This window comes from Luxibacter massiliensis, assembly GCF_900604355.1.
GTDB lineage: Bacteria > Bacillota > Clostridia > Lachnospirales > Lachnospiraceae > Luxibacter > Luxibacter massiliensis.
This window is the reverse complement of the sequence record NZ_UWOE01000001.1, coordinates 2,715,973-2,732,814: the sequence shown is the minus strand read 5'-3', so window position 1 is coordinate 2,732,814 and position 16,842 is coordinate 2,715,973. Positions and strand designations below refer to the sequence as shown.

At 43.7% G+C, this 16,842-nt stretch carries 16 protein-coding genes and 2 tRNA genes; 17 read left to right on the top strand and 1 reads right to left on the bottom strand.

From position 1 onward, the window contains the following. Positions 1-76: 76 nt before the first annotated feature. The 13 genes from EFA47_RS12520 (at position 77) to EFA47_RS12460 (ending at position 11,301) form a co-directional block, all read left to right on the top strand. The gene (locus tag EFA47_RS12520) at positions 77-832 is read left to right on the top strand and encodes an ABC transporter permease (protein ID WP_122644528.1); all 756 of its coding nucleotides are present in this window, start codon (positions 77-79) and stop codon (positions 830-832) included. Next, complete coding sequence (locus tag EFA47_RS12515) at positions 832-1,665, top strand: ATP-binding cassette domain-containing protein (RefSeq protein ID WP_122643588.1); 834 nt, start codon at positions 832-834, stop codon at positions 1,663-1,665. Before EFA47_RS12520 ends, EFA47_RS12515 begins: the two co-directional genes overlap by 1 nt. Continuing rightward, a complete protein-coding gene (locus tag EFA47_RS12510; protein WP_122643587.1) occupies positions 1,658-2,329 on the top strand; it encodes an ABC transporter ATP-binding protein in 672 nt (223 codons plus the stop codon). Before EFA47_RS12515 ends, EFA47_RS12510 begins: the two co-directional genes overlap by 8 nt. Beyond that, entirely contained in the window at positions 2,316-3,050 is a 735-nt protein-coding gene (truA, locus tag EFA47_RS12505; protein ID WP_122643586.1) for a tRNA pseudouridine(38-40) synthase TruA, read from the top strand. Before EFA47_RS12510 ends, truA begins: the two co-directional genes overlap by 14 nt. A gap of 181 nt (positions 3,051-3,231) precedes the next feature. Beyond that, entirely contained in the window at positions 3,232-3,984 is a 753-nt protein-coding gene (locus tag EFA47_RS12500) for an exodeoxyribonuclease III (RefSeq protein ID WP_122643585.1), read from the top strand. Between the two features lie 196 nt (positions 3,985-4,180). Next, positions 4,181-5,230 carry a CobW family GTP-binding protein gene (locus tag EFA47_RS12495; RefSeq protein ID WP_122643584.1) on the top strand — a complete coding sequence of 350 codons (1,050 nt, stop codon included), beginning with the start codon at positions 4,181-4,183 and terminating at the stop codon, positions 5,228-5,230. A gap of 98 nt (positions 5,231-5,328) precedes the next feature. Next, positions 5,329-6,276, top strand: a complete 948-nt coding sequence (locus EFA47_RS12490) for a TIGR03943 family putative permease subunit (protein WP_122643583.1) — start codon at positions 5,329-5,331, stop codon at positions 6,274-6,276. Between the two features lie 261 nt (positions 6,277-6,537). Then, complete coding sequence (locus tag EFA47_RS12485) at positions 6,538-7,497, top strand: carbohydrate kinase family protein (protein WP_122643582.1); 960 nt, start codon at positions 6,538-6,540, stop codon at positions 7,495-7,497. A 386-nt stretch (positions 7,498-7,883) separates the two neighbouring features. Continuing rightward, positions 7,884-8,486, top strand: a complete 603-nt coding sequence (locus EFA47_RS12480) for a C39 family peptidase (protein WP_164689998.1) — start codon at positions 7,884-7,886, stop codon at positions 8,484-8,486. 348 nt (positions 8,487-8,834) lie between these two features. Further along, on the top strand, positions 8,835-9,671 hold the full coding sequence (gene dapF, locus EFA47_RS12475) for a diaminopimelate epimerase (protein ID WP_122643580.1): 837 nt from the start codon (positions 8,835-8,837) through the stop codon (positions 9,669-9,671). Positions 9,672-9,701: 30 nt separating this feature from the next. Continuing rightward, positions 9,702-10,916: an LL-diaminopimelate aminotransferase gene (locus EFA47_RS12470; protein WP_122643579.1), complete on the top strand. Its 1,215-nt coding sequence runs from the start codon at positions 9,702-9,704 to the stop codon at positions 10,914-10,916. Positions 10,917-11,097: 181 nt separating this feature from the next. Further along, a tRNA-Gln gene (locus tag EFA47_RS12465) sits at positions 11,098-11,168 on the top strand. Between the two features lie 59 nt (positions 11,169-11,227). Further along, positions 11,228-11,301 (top strand) — tRNA-Pro (locus EFA47_RS12460). Between the two features lie 1,237 nt (positions 11,302-12,538). Here the strand turns inward: EFA47_RS12460 and EFA47_RS12450 are convergent. After that, entirely contained in the window at positions 12,539-12,820 is a 282-nt protein-coding gene (locus EFA47_RS12450) for a hypothetical protein (RefSeq protein WP_122643578.1), read from the bottom strand. 254 nt (positions 12,821-13,074) lie between these two features. Between EFA47_RS12450 and EFA47_RS12445 the strand changes: the two genes are divergently transcribed. The 4 genes from EFA47_RS12445 (at position 13,075) to EFA47_RS12430 (ending at position 16,676) form a co-directional block, all read left to right on the top strand. Beyond that, positions 13,075-14,010, top strand: coding sequence for a hypothetical protein (locus EFA47_RS12445; RefSeq protein WP_235853260.1), 936 nt, complete (start codon positions 13,075-13,077; stop codon positions 14,008-14,010). A gap of 70 nt (positions 14,011-14,080) precedes the next feature. Next, complete coding sequence (locus EFA47_RS12440) at positions 14,081-14,320, top strand: acyl carrier protein (protein ID WP_122643576.1); 240 nt, start codon at positions 14,081-14,083, stop codon at positions 14,318-14,320. Beyond that, positions 14,317-15,813, top strand: a complete 1,497-nt coding sequence (locus EFA47_RS12435; RefSeq protein WP_122643575.1) for a class I adenylate-forming enzyme family protein — start codon at positions 14,317-14,319, stop codon at positions 15,811-15,813. The genes EFA47_RS12440 and EFA47_RS12435 overlap by 4 nt, the downstream gene beginning before the upstream one ends. After that, positions 15,810-16,676, top strand: a complete 867-nt coding sequence (locus EFA47_RS12430) for a hypothetical protein (protein WP_122643574.1) — start codon at positions 15,810-15,812, stop codon at positions 16,674-16,676. Before EFA47_RS12435 ends, EFA47_RS12430 begins: the two co-directional genes overlap by 4 nt. The last annotated feature ends 166 nt before the right edge of the window (positions 16,677-16,842 follow it).

Sequence of the window (16,842 nt, the reverse complement as noted above, 5' to 3'; positions counted from 1 at the left end):
GGATAAAAGAATAAGAAGAGTAAAACAGGGAAAAACTTCCTATAACTTCCTATTTGGCAGTGTGCTTACTTTAGCCATGTCCGCTATGGCAGTGCTGGGGTTTTTCTGGACCCCCTATGATACGGAAAAGATGCAGGGTGCTGCCAAACTAAACGGCCCATCCCTCTCCCATATATTCGGTACGGATCAGTTCGGGCGCGATGTGTTCAGCCGTGTACTGGAAGGGGCAGGGAGCACCATGATGATAGCTGTTGTGACTATATTAGTAGGCGGGGTACTGGGGATAATATTAGGCGCAGTTACGGGGTATATGGGCGGCTGGCTGGATGAGACATTGATGCGTGTCAATGATGCGGTAGCGGCTTTCCCAAGTGTCCTGCTGGCTTTGGTAATTGTGAGTGTGTGGGGCAGCGGCAGAGTAAAGGTAATGCTGGCCCTGGGGATAGCATTTATCCCCAGCTTTGCCAGAATTGTCAGAGGAGAGTTTCTGAGGTGCCGTGTGGAGGATTATGTCACCAGCGCCCGCTTGATTGGTGTGCCTGGCTGGAGAATTCTGTTCGTCCATATTCTGCCAAACACTCTCCCTGCACTATTATCAGCCCTCACGATCGGATTTAACAATGCTGCACTGGCGGAGGCTGGTTTAAGTTATCTTGGCATAGGTGTACAGCCTCCGGATGCCAGCCTGGGGAGGATGCTGGCAGAATCCCAGACCTATTTGGCAGGAGGGCCCTGGTGCGCTGTATTTCCGGGACTTTTCCTTGTATTGATGGTTCTTGGTACAGGGATGCTGGGTGAAGGGATTTTGGATAGATTCGGAGGTGGCAGATAATGCTGGAGGTCACAAATCTGTCTGTTCATTTTGAAGACAGAGGGATAGAGCAGAAAGTAGTGAAAAATATTTCCTTTACTATACAGGATGGCGAAATCCTTGGGATCGTGGGGGAATCAGGATCAGGGAAGACAATGACTGCCTTGGCAGTGGCAGGCCTCTTAAAAGAGCAGGCTATGCTAGATGGGGGCAGCATTATGCTGGATGGCCGTGAGCTTTTAAACCTTTCTCCCAGAGAAATGCGGGAAGTGCAGGGCCAGAATATTGGCATGATATTTCAGGAACCTATGACTGCCCTGAATCCTACTATGAAAATCGGAAAACAGGTGGAGGAGGCATTGCTCCTCCATACAGGCCTGGGGAGAGAAGAACGTACAAGGAAGGCTCTGCATGCACTGGAAGACGTGGAACTTAAGGAACCAGAGAAATTATATGATAAATATCCCCATGAACTATCAGGTGGTATGCGGCAGAGAGTGATGATCGCTTCCGCAATGATCTGCCGTCCCGGCCTGCTGATTGCCGATGAACCAACTACTGCCCTGGATGTGCATACGCAGGAAGAGATCCTCTGCCTGCTTAAAAAGCTAAATAAGAAATATAAAATGAGCATATTGTTTATCTCTCACAATCTGCGTGTGGTAAATACACTCTGCCGCCGTATTCTGGTGATGAAGGACGGCGAGGTGGTAGAGCAGGGGGAGGCCCGGCAGATATTTGAGAACCCTGCAGTACAGTATACAAAAGAACTGATTGCGGCCATACCCAGCCGCACAAAAAGCAGCGGGTTTTATAGATTTTTGAGAGAAAAGGCAGGTGAGGGAAATGCCTGAGGCAGGCAGGACAGATAAGGTGCTTGAGATGAAAAATGTTAATGCCTTTTACAGGGAAGGCAGGGAAAGAAGGCAGGTCCTTGAAGAAGTTTCATTTACCTTATACCAGGGAGAGACAGTAGGCCTGGTAGGAGAGAGCGGCAGTGGGAAATCTACACTGTGTAAGTGTGTCCTGGGACTTTTGAAGGATTACGATGGAGAAATTATTCATTATACAAAATACCCACAAATGGTATTCCAGGATCCTTTCCGGTCTTTAAATCCTAAAAAGACTATAGGGTGGATTCTGGAGGAACCATTGAAAGTCAGGGGGGAAAGTACGAGAGAAGGGCGCAGGAGAAAAGTGGAGGAAATGCTGGAGCGGGTACATCTCACCCCAGATTATTACGGCCGTTACCCCAGAGAACTGAGCGGAGGGCAGAGGCAAAGAGTCAGTATTGCTCTGGCCCTTATGACAGGGACAAAATTTATACTGGCAGATGAACCCCTGTCTGCCCTGGATGTAACTGTACAGGCACAAATGATTAGACTTTTGCAGGAACTGCAGGAGAGTGAAAAAATTTGTTATTTATTTGTTTCCCATGATTTAGATGTGGTGAGTATGCTGTGCAGCAGGGTACTCTTCTTAAAAGACAGGAAAGTGGAGGAATATGCGGACTTATAAGTTAAATATAGTGTATGACGGAAGCAGATACCAGGGCTGGCAGAGGCAGAGTACGACTCAGCATACGGTGCAGGGGATATTGGAGAAGACCATCAGTGAAGTGACAGGGCGCAGTACCCAGATAGACGGGTCTGGACGTACGGACAGCGGTGTTCATGCAAAGGGACAGACCGCCAGTGTTGTCCTTCCAGGAAAAGTGACAGAGATCGATTTTTGTGCCAGGTTAAATGAAAGGCTTCCTGAGGATATTAGGGTAAGGGACATGTCCCTGGTTAGAAACGGTTTTCATGCACGGCTGAATGCAAAAGGAAAGAAATATGAGTACTTTGTGGATACACGTGAAAAGCCAGATGTATTCACAAGAAAATATTGCTGCCACTTTCCTTATAAATTAGACGTGGAAGCTATGGAAAAGGCGGCGGGTTATCTGGTGGGAACCTATGATTTTGCTGGATTTACGGATAAAAAGGAGGAAAAGTCCACAACCAGGACAATTTATGATATAATCATCGAGAGACAGGCAGAAAAAATCAGGATAGAGTATTATGGGACTGGTTTTTTGTACCATATGGTACGGATATTGACAGGGACACTGCTGGAGGTCGGGACAGGCAGGCGCAGTCCTGAAGATATGTTAAAGATTCTCGATAGAGGTAAAAGGGAGGATGCGGGGTTTCTTGCTCCCGCCCATGGATTGTTTTTAAAAGAGGTTTGTTATTAGGCAGTTGGTTTAAGCTGCCGTGAAGCTATGGCTGGCAGTGCAGTATAAAGCGCTGCTGCCAGGCCTAAGAGGGGAGAGGAACTAAAGCGGAAGATAGAAGATGTCATGGGGTGCCATATTTTCTGTCCGAGGCAGTTGGTTTGGCTCCCTAAATTTTATCATACACATAGAGGAGGCATATATGAAGTTTATATCTTGGAATGTAAATGGTATCCGGGCATGTGTCCAGAAGGGGTTTCTGGAATTTTTTAAGGAGGCGGATGCTGATATTTTCTGTATCCAGGAAACCAAGATGCAGGAAGGGCAGCTCAGCCTGGAATTAGAGGGATATTATCAATATTGGAATTATGCAGTTAAAAAAGGATATTCGGGGACCGCAGTATTTACCAAGAAAGAGCCGCTTTCATTTTCGTATGGGATCGGTATGGAAGAACATGACCAAGAGGGGCGTGTAATTACCCTGGAATTTGAAGATTTTTATTTTGTGACTGTTTACACACCTAATTCCCAGAATGAACTTGCCAGGCTGGACTACCGGATGAGGTGGGAGGATGATTTCCGTGCCTACTTAAAAAGGCTGGAGGAGAAAAAGCCGGTGGTGGTGACGGGGGATATGAACGTGGCACATCAGGAAATTGATTTGAAAAATCCAAAGACGAACAGAAAAAATGCAGGATTTACAGATGAAGAAAGGCAGAAATTTACAGAACTTCTGGAAGCTGGCTTTATAGACACTTTCCGCTATTTCTATCCGGAACAGGAGGGGATATATTCCTGGTGGTCATATCGGTTTAAGGCCAGGGAAAAGAATGCAGGCTGGCGTATTGATTATTTCTGTGTGTCAGAAGCGCTGAAAGAGAGGCTGGTGGGCGCAGGAATATTGACAGATGTTATGGGATCTGACCACTGCCCCATTGTTCTGGAGTGCATGTGATATTTTTTATATCCGTTTGGCTGTAACCTGGCCCTGTGCTTTGGGGAAATTTAATCAACTCAGCATTAATCATATCTTTGAATTAAAATTAATAGAGTATTGATTGGAATTGCCAGACAGGCAAATTAAGTTTCAAATACACTTTAATAACAGAGTGGCTGTATAACAATATGAAAGAATACTGGGAGGGACATAAATGACAAAAATTGATATAATTTCAGGATTTCTCGGGGCTGGAAAGACAACCCTTATCAAAAAACTGTTAAAAGAAGCATTTGTAGGCGAGCAGGTCGTGCTCATTGAAAATGAATTTGGTGAAATTGGTATTGACGGCGGATTTCTGAAGGAATCGGGTATTGAAATCCGGGAGATGAATTCCGGATGCATCTGTTGTTCTCTTGTTGGTGACTTTGGAAAATCTCTGCAGGAGGTAGTTGATACGTATCATCCAGACAGGATTTTAATAGAACCTTCAGGGGTGGGGAAACTTTCTGATGTCATAAAAGCAGTTAAAGAAGTACAGGAGAAAATCTCCGCAGAGCTGAATAGTTTTACCACTGTCGTGGATGTCACTAAATGCCGGATCTATAGAAATAATTTTGGTGAATTTTTTGGAAACCAAATTGAGTTTGCTGGGGCCATTATCCTGAGCCGTACTGATAAAGCAGATAATGCTAAAATCCAGGAAAGCTGCGGGATTCTGCGGGAGCTGAACCCAAAGGCGCCGATTATCACCACACCTGTGGATGAATTGTCAGGAGAGAAGCTGCTGGAGACTATGGAAGGCGGCAAGACCCTGGAGGAAGAACTATTAGCAGAAGTTATATGCCCTGAGTGTGGTTGCCTCCATCATGGAGAAGAGCACGGGCACCATCACGGAGAAGAGGACGGCCACGGGCACCATCACGGAGAAGGGTGCGGCCACGGCCACCACCACGCGGGAGAGGACGGCCATGGCCATCATCACGCAGAGGAAGTGTTTACAAGCTGGGGATGTGAAACAGTAAGGCCATATACAGAAGCAGAAATTGAGGATATTTTGGTTAAATTAGAATCTGAAGAGTCAGTAGGTACAATTCTGCGTGCTAAGGGCATGGTTGCAGGGGACAAGGAATGGATTTACTTTGATATGGTTCCTGGCGAGCATGAAGTGCGCAGTGGATTGCCGGAGTATACAGGAAGGATCTGTGTCATTGGATCTGGATTAAATAAGAATGTCCTGGCAGAGTTGTTTGATGTAAAATAGCACCAGGAAATTCCCGGACAGGGATGATAGCAGAGGGGGCAAAGGCGCTCCCCAATACAAGCCGATGGGTATGGGCAGCAGGATAGGAGAGGTGGAAAATGACAGAACCTGATGTAATGGTATATCTGATGACCGGTTTTTTGGACAGTGGGAAGACAGAATTCCTGAAGTTTACGCTGTCCCAAGAGTATTTCCAGATTGAAGGGACAACGCTTTTGCTTCTATGTGAGGAGGGGGAGGTGGAATACTCTCCTTCAGAAATGCAGAAATATAAAGTGGAAATAGAGCGGGTGCACACCCAGGAAGAGCTGACAAAAGAATATTTGGAGAAGATGGATTTGAAATACAAACCCAAGAGAGTTGTCATTGAATACAATGGCATGTGGAAAGTCAGTGATTTTGAGCATATGGAACTGCCCAAGGACTGGGGCATTGAGCAGAAGCTGACAACAGTTGACGCCAGTACTTTTCAGATGTATTTGACCAACTTAAAGCCTCTTTTTGTTGAGATGGTACGTGGTTCCGAAATGGTTGTATTTAACAGGTGTAGTGACAGGAAGCCATTGGCCGGATACCGCAGGAGTGTAAAAGTGGTCAGTCCCCAGGCGGAAGTAATATTTGAAGATGAACACGGTGAGGTAGAGGATATATTTGCAGACAGTGTCCCCTATGACCTGGAGGCACCGGTAATTGAAGTGCGCCGTGAGGATTATGGGATCTGGTATGTGGATGTGATGGAAAATCCGGACAGGTATAAGGGCAAAACGGTAGAATTTACTGCCCGGGTATTGAAACCTAAAGGTTTTCCGTCTAAGGTATTTATGCCGGGGCGTATGGCAATGACCTGTTGTGAGGACGATACTACATTTTTGGGTTATATCTGCAAAAGTCCTTACGCGCCCAAATTAAAGCCTGGCCAGTGGGTGACAGTGCGGGCAAAAATTAATTTTGCCAGAGTATCTATTTACCGTGGCGTGGGGCCTGTACTGGAGGCAGAGTATATAGATATGGCGGATCCCATTGAGGAATTGGTCTATTTTAACTAGAGTAGGCCTGGTGGTTGGTGTATTTAACCAATCGTTATGGCTTACCGGTTATTACAGGCATATTTATGTAATATTGAATTCTATGCCCATGGGTTTACTGAATACACTGTCAGGAGGCAGACAGATTAGAGGGCCGATGCCCCAGGATATCCTAACCTGATATCTAAAAGGCATTACTTACATCGACTTAAATGGGATTGCAGAATAGAACAAAGTGCGTTAAACTAATAACAATAAATACAGAAGTGAGGAGCTATGGCTATGGAGAAGCAGTATGATGTGATTGCAATGGGAGAACTTTTGATTGATTTTACAATGGACGGAAAAAGCCAGCAGGGGAATAATATGTTTGAAGCATGCCCTGGCGGGGCGCCATGTAATGTGCTTGCGATGCTGAATAAACTAGGGAAAAGGACTGCTTTCCTCGGAAAAGTGGGGCGGGATCATTTCGGGGTTCTTCTCAAGGACACCTTGGATGAAGCGGGCATTGATACGTCTAACCTCCAGATGGATTCAGAGGTGAATACTACACTTGCATTTGTACATACATTTCCAGATGGAGACAGAGAGTTTTCATTTTACCGCAACCCAGGAGCAGATATGATGCTGACGGAGGAAGAGATTGACCCTGAATTTATTAAGAAGGCAAGATTGTTGCATTTCGGAACTCTTTCTATGACCCATGATGGAGTGCGGGGAGCTACAAAAAAGGCGCTTAAAATCGCCAGGGAAAATGGACTTCTTATTTCTTTTGACCCGAACTTACGCCCTCCGCTCTGGAGCTCCCTGGAGCTGGCAAAGGAGCAGATGGAGTATGGGTTCCAATACTGTGATATATTAAAAATCTCTGATAATGAGATTCAGTTTGTAACTGGATTGGAGGACTACGATGAAGGGATAAAGTATCTTCAGGAAAAGTATAATATCCCGCTGATCCTGCTGACCCTGGGGAAGGATGGCAGCCGCGCTTATTATAAAGAGATGCGAGTGGAGAGAAGCGGTTTTTCTATGGATACAATTGAGACTACAGGAGCCGGCGATACTTTTTGTGGAAGCTCCCTGAATTTTGTATTGGAATATGGGATTGACGGCATGACAGAGGAGCGGCTTGCCGATATGCTTACTTTTGCCAATGGGGCTGCAGCCTTGATCACCACCCGCAAAGGAGCCATACGGTCCATGCCAGAGAGAGATGAGGTTTTGGCAGTAGTCAATAGATAAAATTGTCAGTTTGGATGGGGATTTTTCAGCATAAAACCTCAAGTCGGCTTTGCCGTAGATTGTTGAATTATAGCTATATTTTGAATAGTTCCTACAATTAAAACAGGGCAATATATGTAATCTATACTGGCAGGGGAATATTATACAAGCTGTTTTTATTATAATAGATATAAACCAGTTAAATATCGGTGCTTATGTCGGAATATGGAAAGGAATATGAAGAGGGGCGCATAACAAAAGTCCTTCTTCTTATTGTATATATCAGTCTTGCTATGGGCAGCATATTTTATACAAAAACCTTGCATACAGAAAGTGCTGACGCTACAGAGGCACACAAGGGGGACTTTCATTATAATGCTCCTGACAAAACTGAGGAAACGGGGCGCTTGGAAGAGTTGATCTGGGCCCCACGCCTGGGCCAGGATGCTTACCCGACGGGGTGTGAAAGCGTGGCCGCTGTTATGGCGCTTAAATACCAGGGATATCAGGTTACAGTGGATGAATTTATCGATGATTATTTAAGGATAGGAACATACTATGAAGAAAATGGACAGTACTATGGGAATAGTCCATATAACAGCTTCATAGGAGATCCAAGGTCGGAAAACGGTTTTGGCTGTTTCGCCCCTGTCATTTATGATGCCTTGTCCCAGATAACAGGCCCAGGACAGGTGAAAGATTTGACAGGAATACCGCTGAAACAGATAGAGGAGGATTATATAGCAAAAGGCGTACCTGCTATAATATGGGCCACCATTGATATGAAGCCATCCTATCATGGAGGAGGCTGGACTCTTTTGGAGACAGGAGAGTATTATACCTGGCCTGCAGAGGAGCACTGCCTGCTGTGGGTGGGAGGCAATAAAGATTATTATTATTTTAATGATCCCATGAATCAGGGAGAGGTCACAAAATATGAAAGAAGGGCTGTGGAACAGAGGTATGAAGAAATGGGCAGCCAGGCATTGGCTGTTTTAAGAATATTCTGAAAATGGTGTGCAAAGGGGACAGACCCTTTTGCAAAAGGGTCTGTCCCCTTTACACAGAACTTTATTTGACATTTATATAACAGGTAGTTATAATGAAACAGGGCAAGGGGGTTTTCTTTTTAGAAGGAGAACGCCCTTTTCAATTATAAATGTAATCTGGTCGCCTATGTACTTCCCTGATAGGCAGGGCATGCCCCTTTATAGGGTATAGCGGCCAAGGATTCACTTAGAGGGATCTCTGTAAATATTATTGAGATTAAGGGGCAATGTGCAGAGCTAGAAAAATTAGTGTGGCAGCGCTAAGTGCATAGGTAAAGTAGTAAAATTCTATTATAAGGAAGGGATAGCATGAAATTTACTAAAATGCAGGGATTGGGAAATGATTATGTCTATGTCAATGGGTTTACGGAAAAGATTGAGAATCCTTCCGAGATAGCCAGACAGGTGAGTGACAGACATTTTGGAATTGGTTCGGATGGGTTAATCCTGATTAATCCGTCTGAAAAAGCTGATTTTGAAATGGAAATGTATAATGCAGATGGATCCAGAGGTGAAATGTGCGGAAATGGAATACGTTGTGTGGCAAAGTATGTCTACGATTATGGATTGACTGAGCAGACAGAAGTTTCAGTGGAAACGCTGGCAGGTATTAAATACCTGGATTTAACAGTAGAAAATGGTAAGGTGGTTTTGGTAAAGGTTAATATGGGAAAACCGGTTTTAACCCCATCTCAGATACCAATTAAAGGGGAAGGGGAGCGGATTGTAGGTGCTCCCATTATTGTAGATGGAACTGAGTATAGGATGACGGGGGTATCTATGGGAAATCCACATGCAATTATTTATATGGATGATATAGATAACCTGGATATTGAGAAAATCGGGCCTGAATTTGAGCATCATGAATATTTCCCCAACCGTGTCAACACAGAATTTGTGGAAGTATTAGACAGGCATACTGTTCGGATGCGGGTGTGGGAGCGTGGTTCAGGAGAGACATTGGCATGTGGCACAGGTGCCTGTGCAGTGGCTGTAGCCTGTGTCTTAAATGGCCTGACTGAGAATGAAATAACCGTAAAATTATTGGGCGGGGATCTTTTGATTCAGTGGGACAGGCAAAGCAATACTGTATTTATGACAGGGCCCGCAGAGACAGTATTTGACGGGGAATTGAGAGTACTATAGCAGACAATTGATAGTTAAAGGAGGATAATCATGCTTAAAATTAATACAAATTATTTAAAGCTGCCGGGAAGTTATTTGTTTTCCACAATAGCTAAAAAAGTGGGTGCATATACAGAACAAAACCCGGACAAAAGAATCATACGCCTGGGGATTGGGGACGTTACCCAGCCGTTGGCTCCCGCAATCGTTGATTCCCTGCATAAAGCAGTCGATGAAATGGGGGATGCCGCTTCATTTCACGGGTATGCGCCGGATCTGGGATATGAATTTCTCAGAAATGCCATAGCCATAAATGACTATCAGAACCGAGGGTGTAATATTACTGCGGATGAGGTGTTTATTTCTGATGGTGCAAAATGTGATGCAGGGAATATACAAGAGATTTTTAGCACAGATAATATTATTGCTGTGTGCGACCCGGTTTATCCTGTGTATGTAGATACAAATGTAATGGCTGGGAGAACTGGGATCTATGATACTAAGACAGAGACATGGAGTGATGTTGTCTATATGCCCTGTACCGCACAGACAAATTTTGCACCGGAAATCCCCAAAACAGTACCTGATATAATTTACTTGTGCTTCCCTAATAATCCTACAGGTTCTGTCATATCAAAAGAATGTCTTCAGAAATGGGTAGACTATGCAAATGAAAATAAAGCTGTAATCATTTATGATGCCGCCTACGAAGCGTATATTTCAGAGGAAAATATACCACATACAATCTATGAGTGTGAAGGTGCGCGCAGCTGTGCAATCGAATTGCGCAGCTTTTCAAAAAATGCCGGTTTTACTGGAGTACGCCTTGGCGCAACGATTATACCTAAGGATTTAAAATGCGGCGGCATAACTCTCCATTCCCTGTGGGCGCGTCGCCATGGGACAAAATATAATGGTGCCCCGTACATTGTTCAGAGGGCCGGCGAAGCAGTATATTCCCAGGAGGGGAAAAAACAACTTAAAAATCAGATAGATTATTATATGAGAAATGCGAAGGTAATCTGCCAAGGCCTAAAGGAAGCGGGTTATAGCGCGTCTGGTGGCATCAATGCACCTTATATTTGGCTGCAGACACCAAGAAAAATGACTTCCTGGGAATTCTTTGACTATTTACTCCAAAATGCAGGTATAGTTGGAACCCCCGGCGTAGGTTTTGGACCCAGGGGGGAAGGGTATTTCAGGCTTACAGCATTTGGAAGTTATGAACATACTGTTGAGGCTATAGAACGGATTAAAAAGATATAAGAGCTGCAAAGGGGACTGTCCCTTTTGCAAAAGGGTCTGACCCCTTTGCAGTCCATATTCAGAATTTTCAGAAAAAATATCCTTAAACTTTTATTTGATGAAAATTAAAAAAAGGGGTTGATTTTTTGTACAAGTCTGATATAATAACCATGTTGCGTCCGATAAGGACAAAATATGTTAGTGCGGATTGGTGTAATGGCAGCACAGCAGACTCTGACTCTGTTAGTAGAGGTTCGAGTCCTCTATCCGTAGTTAAGAATCTGCGAAAGCAGATTCTTAATTATTCTTTCCAGAAAATATTGTATTTATATCGGAGTGTGGCTCAGCTTGGTAGAGCGCTACGTTCGGGACGTAGAGGTCGCGTGTTCGAATCACGTCACTCCGATTTTTTTCCTCCTTTTTATGGGGGATTTTTTTATGGAATGAAAAGACTACCTAAGTTTGAATTAAATGCTTTTCTTAAGGCGGTAATTCTATCGCTATGTATTCCGAAATACTTTTTAATTGACTTTAGCAATGCTGCAATTATACTTAACTTGAAAAAATTCTCTTAAATTTTGACACCTCATTATTAAAAAATTCTTACATCAAGACAAATTGGAACAGCAGGTCAAAGTATAGTCTATATCTTTCTACCGTTACTATATAAAAAATTGAAATGCCCTATAATTATTTTCAGTATAGAAGAACTATATTTGACAACATAAAGCTATTATGTAAAAATGAGAATAGAAAAAGGCACTACCGATAAGCGGTTAGTCCAAAAGTTATTTAGTTACAAAAAGTAACCGTATACCTTTGGCGAGGGCGGTTACTTTTTTGTATGATTTATGTATGCGATCAGTATCGTAACAATGATACTAAGTATTATTAGTACGAGGGAGAGCATTTCGAAATCAGTCATAAGTTGCCCTCTTTTCCGCAGATTTTTCTTTACAGAGATTTCTATGTAAAAAGAGAGTTCAGTCCCTCTGGTGAAGGACTAAGCGCCTACCGTTTTTCTGATAGTGCCTAATTTATTCTAGTAAAAATAACATTTTATGACAAGGAAAAATATAGGCTTTTAAAATGTCTGTAGCAGTTCGATTCCAGTTGTGTTTGTTGTTAGCAGAAATAAAAGAGGTAATAATGGATAAACACTCTCAATTTACTTTCCTTTTGGTTTATCAACTCCTTCTTTCTGAAAGATGATATTTTCTTGCAGTAAATCTTTAAGAATATCATCCGTAAGGATTAGCCTTTTTACTGTTGGCATTTTCAGATTTTGAGATTTGAAAAACACTTTTTTCTTTTGCTAAGTACGGAAAATCAAAGAAAATAGCATGGTGATGGATTACACCATGTTCCTGTCCCTTCCACGTTACAATGTATTTTAATAACTGGGTTTTCGTATGGTATAAATAATAATTTAATCACTGGATAAAATACTTAAATTCTCTGTTGGTGATGGTGATGTCTTGGATATTCTCTTTGAATGTCAGCGTTACAAGTTTGGTTATGTCACCAAAATTACAGTCAACAATGGGGGCAAGTCCCCAGCGTGTCTGTTCGTAATGTTTCTGCTTACGCTTTAAACTGTCATTTTCTTCTAAAGAGCCTTGGCTTGCCTTTTTTCTCCGTTTTTAACTGCTTTCAAACGCACTCAGCCTGCGGCTGATATCCTGCACCACCGTTAGCAAACGCTTGTCCTCTAATGTTGGTCTTATTGTGTTTTTTTCGATTTTGTGAATCGTATCGTTAATATTCCAATATTTGTAGACAACAGTCTTTAAAGTAGTATCTTTTGTATTTTGATTACTGAATGATATGCCGTTAAATACAGAATAATCAGGCAGGCTAATATAATACGCAGTGCCGAGAAATAGACATAGGGCAAAAAATATAGCAATACATTTTCTTCTCATGTATGATGCCCCACTTTCTGTCAACTCATTAAGAATGTGGTATTTCGCAAGTGGCCTTTATAATCTCCTCGATTGATATGTTGATTTAAATTTTGCCAAAGGCTTCCTGGACTGCTGCCCTAGGTTACCCAAGCTGCCGGGTATGTTTTTGTGGAAAATAGATTTTAAATAACACATCTTTGTGAAAATATTCATATGATATATAAATGAATTTGAGTAAATATTATACATCTTTTTATATTGGAGGTAATTTCATGTATCACGATGATAGATCTGATACTAGTATGAATAAATGGCAATGTAATAATAACAATGGAGAGAAGTGCTGTCCCCCTGATAAATCGTGCTGCCCTTCATGCTGTGTGGGGATACCCGGGCCTGCCGGCCCCCAGGGGGAGAGAGGCCCCCAGGGTGACCCAGGAATCCAGGGGGAAAGAGGCCCTCAGGGAGAACGGGGAGTACAAGGGGAACGTGGGATCCAAGGGGAGAGGGGGCCTCAGGGAGATCCTGGGATTCAGGGAGAAAGAGGCTTTCAGGGGGAGCGTGGCATTCAGGGAGAGAAAGGCCTCCAGGGAGAACGTGGCCCTCAGGGGGAGAGAGGCCCCCAGGGAGAACAGGGTTTCCCAGGAGAAAGGGGCCCCATTGCCGCCACAATTCCCTTTTCTTTTTCCAACAGGTATGAATCAGGCGCTGAACTTGCCACTGATAACACAGGGGATCCATCACGGATTGCCTATGTAGGTTTTGGGGGTGACAGCGGATCCTATACGTATCTGTCACCTGGGGAATGGGATTCAGGGATTATAACGATAGGGGAGAGCCAGTCTTACCCCACGTCTTTTGTTATGCCCCAGGACGGTACCATACAGAATATATATGGTGTATTTGCTAACCGCCAGGCTTTGTTTCTGGAACCAGGTGTTTCTCTGCATCCATTTGTATGTTTAGCCACTGGGGATACAAACAGCCTTATATTTACTGTAATACAAAGTAGTATTGTCCGTTTCCCACCATACGTTTCAGGAAGAGAAATTCCCAAATACACATTGAAGAGAGCAAATGCGGAGGGCCTTGATATTATGCTGCCTGCCGGAACATTAGTTGTAATTATTATGGGTATGACGGCTGAAGGCATGGCAGAAGAACAGCAGATGACCGCCTCCATAAGCGGCGGTATTTATATAGAATAATTTTGAGGGGGATCCGTACTGTAGTATCAGCAGGCAGATGCGGATCCTCGATTTTGAAAGGAGAAAATGAATGTCAGTACGGGATGAAATTATTCAATTTATAAATGGGCAGAATATACTTTCTGTCCCGGTCACAGAGTCCACCCATCTCTATCAGGACCTGCATATGGATTCTCTGGCTTTTGTGTCCTTACTTATGGATTTAGAGGAAAGGTTTGATATTACGATTTCGCTGCAGGAGATGGAGAACTGCCTGGTGGTGGGAGAATTGTTTTTATTAGTAGAAAATAAAGTAAGGGAGAAGCTATGATTAGAAATGCTTTACAAACATGGAGGGGGCACGATACGGAAGCAGCCTTGGGAGAAAAAACTATTTCTTATGGGGAGCTTGCACGTCAGGCAGCAGTACTACAGGCATGCCTGCCCTGTGATTTGGCTGGTTCTATTGCTGCCGTTTATCTTCCCGACGGGAGTGATTTCCTGGCCGCTTTATTCGCAGTTTTGCAGGCAGGCTGGGCTGCCCTGCCTCTAAGCACCCGGCTAAAGGAAAAAGAGGTATCTGATTTAGTAAGCCGTGTACCTGTCAAAGTAGTCTTTACTGCGAAAAAGCTCCTATCGCTTTGCAGAAAAGCTGTGGAAAATTGTCAGGATACACCACTGCTATTGTGTACAGAGGAGATATTACTTTCTGATATTCGACCATTGACCATAGAGGAGATTAGGAAGTCTAATTCTTCAGTCGGCCCTGATTCCACAATGCTTTTGCTGGCTTCCTCAGGGACAACTGGACGGGCAAAACTGGTCTGCCTCTCGGAGGCCAATATAGACTATAATGTCCATACATATTTAAACCATATGGGATATGAGCTGCATGGAGATGCGCACCCCAGGTATGTGCTTGGCACGCCCTTTTCAGGAATTTACGGCCTGCTGGTAGCTTTTTCATGTATAACAAGAGGTTTCCCCATGCTCTCCATGGCAGATGATTTTACTCTAGATTCATTTTACCGGGCAGTGCAGGATTTTAAGCTCAGCCACTATGAAGGCGGTACTCTCGCAGCGCTGTTAATATGCCGGACATTGGACCATCCGTCCTGTTACGATATTTCTACATTAAAATACTTTGGGTTTGGCGGCAGCAAGGCTCCAGCCGGCACTTTAGAACATTTATCTGAGGCGTTCCCCCAAATTAGGTTCTGGTCTGGATATGGCATGACAGAAGCATCACCGCTTATTGCCCAGCCTTTTCAAGTATTACCTTTTGAAAAGCTGGAGTCTGTAGGAGTCCCCCTGCCGGGGGCAGAGATACGCCTGGAGACAGAGGGAGGACTTACAGATGAGCCAGACAGTCCGGGGGAAATTGTAGTCCGGGGGCCCAATGTTATGCGGGGTTACTATGAGGATGAAGAGGCCACCAGAGAAATCATGCGGGATGGCTGGCTGCATACAGGGGATATAGGATACTTTGACAAGGATGGATATTTGTATATATGTGGAAGAAAGAAAAATATGATTCTTGTGAGAGGATTCAATGTTTACCCAGAAGAGGTGGAGACTTGCCTGATTAGCTGTCCCCTGGTAAAGGACTGTGTAGTATATGGAACAGAAGATGAGGAGGGCCTGGAAACCGTCTGTGCTGATGTGGTGCCTGCAGCAGATAAAGTATCCCTGGACTCTATACGGGCATGGTGCGCCAGTTATCTGGCTGATTTTAAGTGTCCGCGCCGTATTCACCTGGTTGAAGGGATAAATAAAACAGTTACAGGCAAAAACAAGATAGATCCGGAGGAAATAAGACATTGAAGCTCACCCATATACCAGGCGTCAATTGTTACCTGGACTGTGTTATTACTTTGGCAGATACATTTGGAATTGATTATGCAGAAGCGTTTTCCTGCCTTTGGCCAGAAAGTGAGTTATGCTATGAGGCTATCTGCCATACATTTCTGAGCAGAGGACTGTTCAGGGAGTTGGATGCTATGGGCATGGGGGTAGGAAAACCCTGTGTTTCCAGGAAGGATAAAGAACAGGGATGGGCTGAGTGTGCAGAGGGGGAGTTTATGATTGTAGGCATTGATGGTTTTTCTATACCCTGGAATCCTCTTTTTAGCGCTCTGCATGGCCCTCACTACCTTATTGTCCATAAAAGTGCCTCAGAACCTCAAGTATGCTGCGATCCTACTTATGGTATAAGGGGCCAAAAACTGACATCAGTGGAATTGATTGCTGCTTCTTATGCCATTATTCCTGTCCGGCAAAGAGAAAATAAGATTGCATACGAGAGAGGAGACAGATTGCTGGTATCACAGGCAGAGGAAGTGATGAAAGCACATCCTCTGGCTGCAAGGCGTTTTTTAGAAAAGGCAAAGACATGGATTCAAAAGGGGGAGGAAAATGCCTTTCTGCCAGCCCGTTACGTGGAAGCATTGACAGAAGGGCGACGGTTATATGGATTTGTTCTGAGAAAAAGAAAAATACCCCCAAACAGGGCGCCTCTATTTTGGTCGGAAAGTTTTTTTAAACAGTGGAGGGCGGTTAAGAATGGGTTTAACAAGGCGGCTCTTACGAAACAAAAGGATGGCGTGTTCGATGAAACATGCTGCCTTTTTATGTCTCTGTATGAACAGGAGATAAAGATGGCAGAACAAATTCTGGATAAATCTTAATTATCTCATAGTGTGTCATAGAATCTGCACAAAAATTAGGATGGCAGAATAGCAGAAACTACCAAAAACAAAATTTATACAAAGTAGTGATTGACAATTGCAAGAACCAGGAGTATTATAAAACCATAAAAACCGAAACGTTTCGGTTTAATATAAAGGAGGATAT

What these genes read in the sequence shown, in the direction of transcription:
- dapF (WP_122643580.1), top strand. Translation starts at nt 8,835, where the DNA reads ATGAAATTTACTAAAATGCAGGGATTGGGAAATGATTATGTCTATGTC.
- EFA47_RS12470 (WP_122643579.1), top strand. Translation starts at nt 9,702, where the DNA reads ATGCTTAAAATTAATACAAATTATTTAAAGCTGCCGGGAAGTTATTTG.
- EFA47_RS12520 (WP_122644528.1), top strand. Translation starts at nt 77, where the DNA reads ATGTCCGCTATGGCAGTGCTGGGGTTTTTCTGGACCCCCTATGATACG.
- EFA47_RS12450 (WP_122643578.1), bottom strand. Translation starts at nt 12,820, where the DNA reads ATGAGAAGAAAATGTATTGCTATATTTTTTGCCCTATGTCTATTTCTC.
- EFA47_RS12485 (WP_122643582.1), top strand. Translation starts at nt 6,538, where the DNA reads ATGGAGAAGCAGTATGATGTGATTGCAATGGGAGAACTTTTGATTGAT.
- EFA47_RS12500 (WP_122643585.1), top strand. Translation starts at nt 3,232, where the DNA reads ATGAAGTTTATATCTTGGAATGTAAATGGTATCCGGGCATGTGTCCAG.
- EFA47_RS12495 (WP_122643584.1), top strand. Translation starts at nt 4,181, where the DNA reads ATGACAAAAATTGATATAATTTCAGGATTTCTCGGGGCTGGAAAGACA.
- EFA47_RS12490 (WP_122643583.1), top strand. Translation starts at nt 5,329, where the DNA reads ATGACAGAACCTGATGTAATGGTATATCTGATGACCGGTTTTTTGGAC.
- truA (WP_122643586.1), top strand. Translation starts at nt 2,316, where the DNA reads ATGCGGACTTATAAGTTAAATATAGTGTATGACGGAAGCAGATACCAG.
- EFA47_RS12510 (WP_122643587.1), top strand. Translation starts at nt 1,658, where the DNA reads ATGCCTGAGGCAGGCAGGACAGATAAGGTGCTTGAGATGAAAAATGTT.
- EFA47_RS12515 (WP_122643588.1), top strand. Translation starts at nt 832, where the DNA reads ATGCTGGAGGTCACAAATCTGTCTGTTCATTTTGAAGACAGAGGGATA.
- EFA47_RS12445 (WP_235853260.1), top strand. Translation starts at nt 13,075, where the DNA reads ATGTATCACGATGATAGATCTGATACTAGTATGAATAAATGGCAATGT.
- EFA47_RS12435 (WP_122643575.1), top strand. Translation starts at nt 14,317, where the DNA reads ATGATTAGAAATGCTTTACAAACATGGAGGGGGCACGATACGGAAGCA.
- EFA47_RS12440 (WP_122643576.1), top strand. Translation starts at nt 14,081, where the DNA reads ATGTCAGTACGGGATGAAATTATTCAATTTATAAATGGGCAGAATATA.